This window comes from Actinoplanes campanulatus, from assembly GCF_014647795.1.
Lineage (GTDB): Bacteria > Actinomycetota > Actinomycetes > Mycobacteriales > Micromonosporaceae > Actinoplanes > Actinoplanes campanulatus.
The window spans coordinates 21549-29050 of sequence record NZ_BMPW01000004.1 but is presented as its reverse complement, the minus strand read 5'-3'; the positions used below and the strand labels follow the sequence as shown (position 1 = coordinate 29050).

The window sequence follows — 7502 nt, the reverse complement described above, 5'->3', positions numbered from 1 at the left end:
AGCGAACGGCGAACAATTTAGGTGAGGCTAACCTATGTTGGCTTCACCTTTTCGATCACCCGCTTCTCATCCGCTAGGAGACGCCGATGCGCCTCGGTGACCTCGTCATCGACGTGACACCACTCAGGACCAGCAGGGACTTCCGTTTCCTGTTCGCCGCCCGCCTGGTGTCCCTACTCGGCCTCGGCCTGACCCTCGTGGCGCTGCCGCTGCAGGTGTGGCAAATCACGCACTCGTCCTGGCACGTGGGACTGGTGAGCGTGGTCAACATGATCCCGATGCTGATCGGCACCCTGGCCGGGGGCATCCTGGCCGACCGGATGGACCGCCGGAAGCTGATCCTGCTGGCCAGGGGCTCCGCGGTGGTGGTGTTCGCGGTGCTGGCTCTGAACGCGTCGGCGGACACCCCGTACCTCTGGGTGATCTATCTGTCCGCGGCGGTCAACAGCGTCCTGAACGGACTCTCCGCGACCGCACTGATGGCCACCACACCCAACCTGGTCGGCCGCGACCAGCTGCCGGCGGCGGGCGCGCTGATGGCGATCACCGCCGAACTGGGCGCGATCGTCGGCCCGTCGGTCGCCGGTGGCCTCACCGAACTCGCCGGCCTGTCCTGGAACTACGGCCTCACCGCGGTCGCCACGTTCATCACCACGGCGCTGATCGCCTTCATCAGGCCGCAGCCCCCCGCCGGCGACTTCGAGGAGGAGAGCCCGCTGCGCTCGATCGCCGGCGGCCTGCGGTTCGTGGCCTCCAACCGGCTCATCGCCGGCCTGCTGCTGATCGACATGGTCGTGGTGGTCTTCGCGATGCCGACCGCGATCTTCCCCGAGCTGACCGAGAAGATGTACGGCGACGGCGGCACCGTCCTAGGCCTCTTCTACGCCGCCCCCGGCGTGGGTGCGATGATCGCCGCTCTGGCCAGCGGCTGGACCGGCACGGTCAAGCACACCGGCCGCCACCTGATCTGGGCCACCGCCGCGTGCGGCCTGGCCGTGGCCGGACTGGGCCTGACCGCCGACTGGCTGTGGGCGGCCCTGTTCTTCCTTGCCCTGCTCGGCGCCGCGGACACCATCTCGGAGATCCTGCGCCGCGCCCTGCTCCAGCACAACACCCCCGACCACCTCCAGGGCCGGGTGAGCAGCCTGTGGCTGGCCCAGACCAACGTAGGCCCGGCCATCGGCAGCGTCGAGGTGGCCCTGGCAGCCCGCGTAGCCGGCCCGGCGATGGCCCTGCTCGCCGGCGGCGCCCTGTGCACGGCCGGCGCCCTCGGCGTCGGCGCGGCCAGCCGCAACCTACGCAACGCCAGCCTCCACGACCCGAGCGCCGACGACCTCCTCACCCCCACTTCCCCCACCCCCGAACCCTGACCCCATCCCCCACCCGAACCCCGCGCACGCACCACCACACGCCCAGTTCCCCGCGCACCACAGGCCCGGTCCCACGCACCCGCCACACGCCCAGTTCCCGCGCACCACACGCCCGGTCCCACGCACCCACCACACGCCTGGGCGCTCGCGCACCGGCGCTCGCGCACCGGCGCTCGCGCCACCGCCCACCCCGCCCGGCTCGATCTTGGACGTGTGACCACCGTTTTCGGTGGTCACACGTCCAAGATCGCCGTGAATCCGAAAGCGCGGTCGCCAACGAACGGGCCCGCACCTCACACCCCGTCCCGATCTTGGACGCCTCACCACCGCTATCAGTGGCCAGAGGCCCAAGATCGGCGCAAATCGGGAAAGCGCGAGCGAGAAGCACGAGTCACCTACGGACAGACTGCGCTCACGCCGCACGCCAGTCCCGATCTTGAACGTCTCACCACCGCCGCAGGCCTGTCCGTATTCGGGTGATTGTGCACCGTGGTCGATCTTGTCCGGCCGGTTCCGGGTGCCGTCTCGGAGCGCTTGAGACAGCACCCGGAACCAGACGGAACCGACCGGCTGGCACTGAGAGCCGTCTCAAGCGGTCCGAGACAGCACTGACGACCAGCTGGACAAGATCAGCGCTATCCGGACAATCTCGGGCAATCACCCAAGATCGCTGTGAATCGAGGAGCACGAGCCGCCAACAGACAAGCAAGCGCTCACGCTGCTCCCCCAGTGCGGTCGGGTGGAGATGAACAGGGTGGAGCTGACCGCCGATCTTGGAGGTTTGCCCACCGTTTTCGGTGGTCAACAGCCCAAGATCACTGTGATTCCGAAAGCGCGAGGCGCCAAGGAACCGGCGGGATCCACACGCCTGGCGCACCCCGCCGATCTTGGGCGGTTGGCCACCGCAAACGGTGGACGGGCGTCCAAGATCGCCGCGGAACGGGGGCCAGCGGCGGGTGAGGTTGGGGGTCAGTCCTCGTCGGGGGCGTGGTGGTCGAGGTTTTGGATGCCGCGCTTCCAGTAACCGTCCACGTCGATCGCGTTCGAGGGCAGGGTGCGGTCGTCGCGGAGGTGGCGGCGGATCGGCTTGAGGGTGGTGGCCTCGCCTGCGGTCCAGGCGAAACCGTCGCCGGGCGGGAGTTCGGTGGCGGTGATCGCGTCGAGCAGGAGGGTGGTGGTGCCGGGTTCGGCGCCGTCGCGGTGCAGCCAGGTCAGGGTGACGTCGGCGTTCCAGGTCAGCCTCTGCTCCTCCAGGGCGTCGGCGACCTCCACGTATGCCAGGACCCGGCGGCCGGCCGGGATCTGCTCCAGGAAGCGGGCCACGGCGGGCAGGGCGGTCTCGTCGCCGGCGATCAGGTACCAGTCGAGGTCCATCGGGATCAGGACCGAGCCACGCGGGCCCAGGATGCCCACGGTCTGGCCCTCGCTCGCCTGGGCGGCCCATGTGGACGCCGGGCCCTCGCCGTGGATGACGAAGTCGAGGTCGAGTTCGCCGGGGCGGTGGGCGCGGACCGTGTAGTCGCGGAACACCGGGCGGGGCGTGCCGGGCGGCGGCGGGATCAGACCCTCGGGACCGAGGGTGGGCATGATCGGCAGGTCGGCGCCGTCGGCCGGGAAGAAGACCTTGACGTGGTCGGCGGGGGCCGGTCCCTGGAAGCCGTCGAGGTCGGCGCCACCGAGGGTCACGCGGACCATGCGCGGGGTGATCCGCTGGACGTTGCGGACCTGGAGCAGGCGGGGCTTGAGGTCGTACTGGACGATCGTGGCGGGCACGGAACTCCTCCGTAGGCGGCGATGAAAAGGCACGACCCGCCGTGAAAGGACGGCGGGTCGTGTCAGGTGGCGGTTCAGGCGGACGGGGTGTCCATGGCCCGGATCAGGCTGGCGGGGCGCATGTCGGTCCAGGTCTTCTCGACGTACTCCAGGCAGTTGGCGCGGGAGTCCTCCGGGTGGGCGACCGTCCACCCGGCCGGGATCTCGGCGAACGACGGCCACAGCGAGTGCTGGTTCTCGTCGTTGACGAGCACCAGGTAGGTGGCGTCGTCGTCCTCGAACGGGTTGGTGCTCATCGGACCGCCTCCTGCCGCGCGGCGGTCAGCAGCGCCCACCAGCCGTTGACGGTGGGGTCCTCGGCGAGGTCGGCGAAATCGAGGCGGGCGCCGCCGGAGCGCCAGCGCTCGACCAGGGTCATCAGCCGGATCGAGTCGAGGCCGACGTCGATCAGGTCGTCGTCGGGGCCGAAGCTGTCGGCCGGCTCCTCGAGGACCTCGGCGATCTGCGCCTGTAGTTCGGCGGCGGACGTGGGCAGCGGGGCGGTCATTGTCGGTCTCCGGAGGTGACGAGCGTCCACGGCTCGGCGGCCGGGACGGGGTGGCGATCGGCGAGCCGGGCGGCGACCGACGCGACGATCTCGCCGGATCGCACCGCCACGGCGGACAGCAGGGAGGACGTGATGCCGTGCGTGTGCTCGGTCGCGCCCTGGAGGTAGACGCCGGCGTGCAGGGCCGGGTCGGTGACGAGCCGGTAGTCGCGGCCGATGCGCGGCAGGCCCTCGTCGTCGCGCCGGCACCGCGGGCCGGTCGCGCCGAGCAGTGTCGCGGCGTCGACCGGGCGGCAGCCGGTGGCGTAGACGACGGCGTCGGCGCTCAGCTCGGTCAACTCGCCGGTGGGCAGGTGTTCGACGACCAGTTCGACGCCGTCGGGGCGCGGTTTCAGGCCGGTGACCCGGGAGGCGTTCAGGATGCGGAGCCGGTTGCGGCCCAGGATTCTTTCACCGTACGCCTTGCGGTACAGCTCGGTGATCAGGTCGCCGTCCACCACCGAGTAATTGGTGTTGCGGTGGTAGTCGAACAGCATCCGCTTCACGTCGTCCGGGGCGCCGTAGTAGAGGTCCACGGCGGACGGGTCGAAGATGCCGTTGGCGAAGTTGCTGTCGTCGGCGGGGCTGTAGCCGTACCGGAGGAAGACCGAGCAGACCTCGGCGGCCGGGTAGCGCTCGTGCAGGAAGGCGACCGTCTCGGCGGCGCTCTGGCCGGCGCCGACCACCACGAACCGTTGGGGTTCGGCGACCTCGAACGTCTCGACGCGGTGCAGGATGTCGAGGTTGTGCCAGACCCGCTCGGAGGCGGTGACCTCCGGTGGCATGGCCGCTTCCAGGCCGGCGGCGACGACCACGTTGCGGGCCCGCACGACGCGGGTGCCGCCGGCGTGCCGGGCGATCACGTCGACCGCGCGGGCCTGGCCGTCAGGGCCGGTGACCGGAATGACGTCGGTGACCGTGTGCCCGTACGCCACGCTGTTCTTCATCCGGCCGGCGGCCCAGCTGAGGTAGTCGTGGAACTCGACCCGCAGCGGGTACATCGTCTTGTAGTTGATGAAGTCGGCGAGCCGGTCGTGGGCGTGCAGGTAGGAGACGAAGCTGAAGTCGCTGGCCGGGTTGCGCATGGTGACCAGGTCCTTGAGGAAGGAGACCTGCATCGTCGCGTTCTCGAACAGCATCCCGCGATGCCAGCCGAACTCCTCCTGCTTCTCCAGGAAGACGGCCTCGATGCGGTCCTCGAGACGGGCGCACCGGGCGTTGTGCTCCTCGACGGCGATGGCGAGGGCCAGGTTGGACGGTCCGAAACCGATGCCGACCAGGTCGTACACCGTGGAGTCGGAGGGATTCAAGGTCAGGCCCTTTCGAGCGGAGCGGCACTGCCGTGCGGAGGTTAGGCTAACCTAACAATTTCAGGCACGTAAAGCGGGTCGTGGATGCGACATGAGCGCGGCACACTTGTGCCCCAGATCGACCTCGACGAGCGGCTCGAAACCCGCGGCGGCGAACATCCGGCATGCCATGGCGTGCCGGGCGTCCGGGTCGGCGACCACCCGCGGACACCGGGGGTCGGCCGCGAACAGGCCGTCGACCAGCGCCGCCATCAACTCCCGGCCGAGACCGCGGTCGGTCGCCTCGAGCGGCCCGACGGCGATGTGGACGCCCAGGTCGTAGGGCTCCGCCGGGTAGTACCGGCCGACCACGTCGCGCGGTGTCCGGTAGACCTCCAGGTAGGCCAGGTCCGCCCCGTCGCGAGCGGCGATCAGGGGCAGCGTGCACGCCCCCGCGAGCTGCCGCCGGAGCACCGCGTCCCACCGCTCGACCGGCCAGTTCTGCTCCCAGAACAGGTCCACGTGCGGCAGTGCCATCCAGTCGGCGACCACTTTGCCGTCGCCGGCGTCCGGGTCGGCCACCCGAACCCGCCAGGGCCCGTCCAGTTTCGGGACGGGCGGTGGGCCGGCCGCGACCACGGCCGGGTCGAGGCCGTCGGTCAGCTCCCGGAAGGACTCCGCCGACCAGGTTTCCGCACTCATCGGATCCCCCTTTACTTAGGTTCGCCTAACCTAAGCGCTGGAGGGTGTGTCCGCCTAGCCCGGGGCGTGGAGGGAACGCGCCCGCCCGTACGGTAAAGTCCCGCGATCAACCGTCGATGCTGCGCGAGAGATTCGCGATGCTGGTGGTCAGCGCGGTGACGTAGGCGTTGATCCGCCACGCCGCGGTGACCAGGCTCGCGAGCCGCGCGACCAGCACCGGCCGGGTCACCACCTCCGGACTGTCGATCACCCACAGGCTCGCCCGGGCGAACAGGTCGCCGATCAGGCCGCGCACGATGTCGCGGGCCAACAGGATCAGGTCACCGGCCGACCTGGTGATCAATGTCATGGCCGTCGAGGTCGCGGCCAGCCCGCGCAGCGCCTCCACGTTGTTCGCCATGATGTCCAGGTAGGCGCGCGCGTCCGGCCGCTCCGGCCCGGGGAACGCCCCGGCCAGGCACCACTCCAGATCGGACGCCAGCCGGCGCAGGTCACCGGCCATCACGTCCCAGTGGCCGGCCTGGTCGGCGACCACCTCCGGGGTGCCGGTGAGATCGTCCAGCAGGCGGCGAAGCGGTTCGACATGCGTGGTCGCGTACTCCAGGCCACCGGTCCGCAGCAGCATGAACATGCCGGTCACCGGGGTGGCGAACTCGGCGACCGGGGCGGCCTCGGCGAGCAGCGGCTCCACCCAATCGCGGCTGTTGACCGCCTCCAGCACGCCGTCGATGATCTCCGGGGCCGACGGGGCGTCCTCGTCGGCGGAGCCCTCGTCCGGCTGGCCCACCATCTCGGCCAGCGGCTGCTCACCGGCGGCCACCCGACGCAGACCGCGAACGGTCAGGACCAGCGTCTCCTCGACGTACGCCAGAAGCTCGTCGTGTTTTTGATAGCGGTCACCCAGGCCGGTGAGAATCCAGCCGCAGAGCGCTCCGAAAGCGGTCTGGCCCTTCTCGATCTGCCGTCCGGTGAGCCGGACCTGCCCGAGCCGCACGCGCAACCGGTCGAGCTGGGCGGCATGCGCCCTGAGCTGCTCCGGGTCGACCGGGGGCCCGGCGGGCGTCGCCACTACGACGCCATCCCGGAAAGGTAACTCAACGCCACACCGGGACAGTACCGTCCCGTCACGGGGTGGCGCTGACCCAGGGGCGTCAGAAGACGAGCCTGTCCACGAAGGCCGTCACCACCTCGTCCGGATCGGCGTCCGCCCCGATCGACGTGGTCAGCATGTCCAGCAGCAGACCGTCCATCGCGTAGTGCAGCAGCGCGATCTCGAAGGCCCCGCCCGGCAGGCCGGTGGTGAGGTGGAACGCCACGTCGTCGCGGAAGCCGGCCCGCAGCGTGCCGCCGAGGATCTCGGACAGTCCCGGCCGCCGGGCCGCCTCCAGCCGCAGCTCGATCAGCGCCCGGGTCAGATCGGGCTGCCGGGTGGTGCGCTCCAGGATGTAGCGCAGGTAGTCGACGAACAACTCTCGGCCCGGCTCGCGGGCGGCCAGGCCGGCGACCACCGTCTCATCGGGGGCGAACCGTTCCATGATCCGCTCGCCGAGGGCGCCGAGCAGCGCGTCGCGGGACCGGAAGTAGTTCGACGCCGTTCCGGCGGGCACCCCGGCCTCCTGGTCGACGGCGCGGTGGGTGAGCCCGCGGGCCCCGCTCGCGGCGAGCACGCGCAGCCCGGCGTCGGCGAGGGCGCGGCGGCGCTCCGGATTTCTGACCATGCGCGGACACTAGCAGGAACCACTACAGGTGTTGTAGTTTACGAACCACGACAGCCATAGTGGT

General features: G+C 70.4%; 8 protein-coding genes. 1 reads left to right on the top strand and 7 read right to left on the bottom strand.

The window, feature by feature from the left end; translation table 11 throughout:
• Nucleotides 1-86 precede the first annotated feature (86 nt).
• Nucleotides 87-1370, top strand: a complete 1284-nt coding sequence (gene entS, locus IEZ13_RS09090) for an enterobactin transporter EntS (protein WP_183220243.1) — start codon at nt 87-89, stop codon at nt 1368-1370.
• Nucleotides 1371-2339: 969 nt separating this feature from the next.
• On the opposite strand, the gene IEZ13_RS09085 is transcribed toward entS, so the two are convergent.
• From IEZ13_RS09085 to IEZ13_RS09055, 7 genes are all read right to left on the bottom strand, one after another.
• On the bottom strand, nt 2340-3143 hold the full coding sequence (locus IEZ13_RS09085; RefSeq protein WP_229794568.1) for a siderophore-interacting protein: 804 nt from the start codon (nt 3141-3143) through the stop codon (nt 2340-2342).
• 74 nt (nt 3144-3217) lie between these two features.
• Nucleotides 3218-3439 (bottom strand): MbtH family protein, encoded by a 222-nt coding sequence (locus IEZ13_RS09080; protein WP_183220241.1) that lies wholly within the window; start codon nt 3437-3439, stop codon nt 3218-3220.
• The gene (locus IEZ13_RS09075; RefSeq protein WP_183220239.1) at nt 3436-3690 is read right to left on the bottom strand and encodes a phosphopantetheine-binding protein; all 255 of its coding nucleotides are present in this window, start codon (nt 3688-3690) and stop codon (nt 3436-3438) included. Before IEZ13_RS09075 ends, IEZ13_RS09080 begins: the two co-directional genes overlap by 4 nt.
• The gene (locus IEZ13_RS09070; protein ID WP_183220237.1) at nt 3687-5039 is read right to left on the bottom strand and encodes a lysine N(6)-hydroxylase/L-ornithine N(5)-oxygenase family protein; all 1353 of its coding nucleotides are present in this window, start codon (nt 5037-5039) and stop codon (nt 3687-3689) included. The genes IEZ13_RS09075 and IEZ13_RS09070 overlap by 4 nt, the downstream gene beginning before the upstream one ends.
• A gap of 60 nt (nt 5040-5099) precedes the next feature.
• Nucleotides 5100-5720, bottom strand: coding sequence for a GNAT family N-acetyltransferase (locus IEZ13_RS09065; RefSeq protein WP_183220235.1), 621 nt, complete (start codon nt 5718-5720; stop codon nt 5100-5102).
• 106 nt (nt 5721-5826) lie between these two features.
• On the bottom strand, nt 5827-6789 hold the full coding sequence (locus IEZ13_RS09060) for a hypothetical protein (RefSeq protein ID WP_183220234.1): 963 nt from the start codon (nt 6787-6789) through the stop codon (nt 5827-5829).
• A gap of 82 nt (nt 6790-6871) precedes the next feature.
• Nucleotides 6872-7438 (bottom strand): TetR/AcrR family transcriptional regulator, encoded by a 567-nt coding sequence (locus tag IEZ13_RS09055; RefSeq protein ID WP_183220232.1) that lies wholly within the window; start codon nt 7436-7438, stop codon nt 6872-6874.
• Nucleotides 7439-7502: the final 64 nt, after the last annotated feature.